A 2,021-nucleotide genomic window follows, 5' to 3' on the forward strand; every position below is an offset into this window, starting at 1 on the left:
CAAATGTCATCAAAATCGACATCGGTAAAGTTATCCAGGGGCTGATTCCCATCTCCGTTCTCGTTATCCTCCTTTTTGAAATCCTTTTGGTGACGCTCCGAAATCACTTCCTGTCCTTTCTCCGCAATGATGTAGTCCATCATTTCCTCCATATTTTCTCGAAAAGCTTGAAAATCTTCTTTGTACAAATAGATCTTGTGTTTCTTGTAGTGGAAAGAACCGTCGTCATGAGTAAATTTTTTACTTTCTGTAATGGTCAGGTAATAGTCTCCGGCTTTGGTACTTCTCACGTCAAAAAAATAAGTCCGTCTGCCGGCCCTTAATACTTTGGAGTAAATCTCTTCCTGATCCATTAAATCTTTATCAGCCATTTGTACAGAAATTGTTTGAAATTTTCGATTAAGGTCATCAAAAATGTAAAAAAAAACCTAATTCAGCAACAAATTTCTAGTTTTCTTTCTCGCTGAGCTGATGGGTGTAAAGATCCTTGTAATACCCGTCCTGCTCGACGAGTTCCTCGTGGGTTCCCTGTTGGAGAATACGGCCTTCATCGAGTACGATGATCATATCCGCGTTCTTGGCAGAGGATACCCTGTGACTTACGATCAGGGTGGTGCGGTTGCGGGAAGCTCTCTTGAGATTGTTCAGGATGGCCTCTTCGGTCTCTGTGTCCACAGCAGAAAGGCAGTCGTCGAACAAGTAGATCTCCGGATCCTTCAAAAGGGCCCGTGCGATGGAAATGCGCTGCTTCTGTCCGCCGCTAAGGGTGATCCCCCTTTCGCCAAGAACGGTATCGTATTTTTTTGAAAACCCGGTGATGTTGTCATGGACCACAGCCATTTTGGCTACTTCCTGTATCTCCTCTTCCGTGGCAGTCTCCTTCCCAAAGCGGATATTGTTGGAGATCGTATCCGAGAAGAGGAAGGCATCCTGGGGAACCGCCCCTATGGAGCTTCTCAAACTCTCCAGGTTCAGTTTCCCAATCGGCCTGCCATCGATCCTGATCTCCCCGGAACTCACGTCATAGAGACGTGCGACCAGGTCCAGGATGGTGGATTTCCCGGAACCTGTCTGTCCCAGGATGGCGACGGTCTGTCCGTCCTCCACCTTAAAGGAGAGGTCTTTCAGGGCAGTGATATTGGTATCCTCATAGGTAAAGTTCACCTTGTCGAACTCGATCGCACCCCTGATGGGGGTCTCTTCTTCGACCTCGTTCCTGAGTTCGGGTTCTACATTCAGGAATTCGTTGATCCTCTTCTGGGAGGCTTCCGCCCTCTGGACCAGGGAGGTGAGCCATCCTACAATGGCCACAGGCCATGTGAGCATGTTCACGTAGAGTATGAACTCGGCTATGGTCCCTATGGAGGCTATCTGCCCATCGATATATTGTTTTCCACCCACGTAGATCACGAAAATATTGCTGATCCCGATCAGCAGGATCATCAGGGGAAAGAACCAGGCATCTACCTTGGCCAGGTCCATGCTCCTGTTCTTGCCGTCCAGGGCCAGGGCGGATCCTTCTGAATTGATCTTGGGTTCCAGGGTATAGGCCTTGATCACTGAGATCCCGGAAAATGTTTCCTGGGCAAAAGTGGAGAGGGTGGAGAGGAATTCCTGCACCTTGGTACTCCGTTTGTGAATGATCTTACTGATCTTGTAAATGAGGATAGACAGGACCGGTAAGGGCAGCAGGGCGTAGAAGGCAATGGTAGGCGCCTTGATGAACATAAGGGGTATCAGGCATACGAAAAGGGTGAGGGTCTGCATGCCGTACATGATGGCCGGACCGGCGTAAAGCCTGACCTGGCTGACATCCTCGCTGATCCTGTTCATCAGGTCTCCCGTACGGTTCTTTTTATAAAAGTTCAGGCTGAGCCTCTGGTAATGGTCGAACACTTCGTTCTTCAGGTCGTATTCGATATATCGACTTACATTGATGATCGTCTGACGCATCAGGAAGGTGAAGAAGCCCGACAGCAGGGCCGCCCCCACTATGATGAGGATATATTCCAGCAGGAGGG

General features: G+C 49.0%; 2 protein-coding genes. Both read right to left on the bottom strand.

Translation table 11 applies throughout. From position 1 onward, the window contains the following. Positions 1-371, bottom strand: a 371-nt coding sequence (locus tag ABYP73_RS12970; protein WP_372974616.1) for a PUR family DNA/RNA-binding protein, incomplete at its 3' end; no start/stop codon positions are given. A 76-nt stretch (positions 372-447) separates the two neighbouring features. Continuing rightward, positions 448-2,021 (bottom strand): ABC transporter ATP-binding protein (locus tag ABYP73_RS12975; protein WP_372974617.1); only part of this gene is annotated, 1,574 nt, incomplete at its 5' end.

Source organism: Muriicola sp. (assembly GCF_041567615.1).
In the GTDB taxonomy this organism is placed as follows: Bacteria; Bacteroidota; Bacteroidia; order Flavobacteriales; family Flavobacteriaceae; genus Muriicola.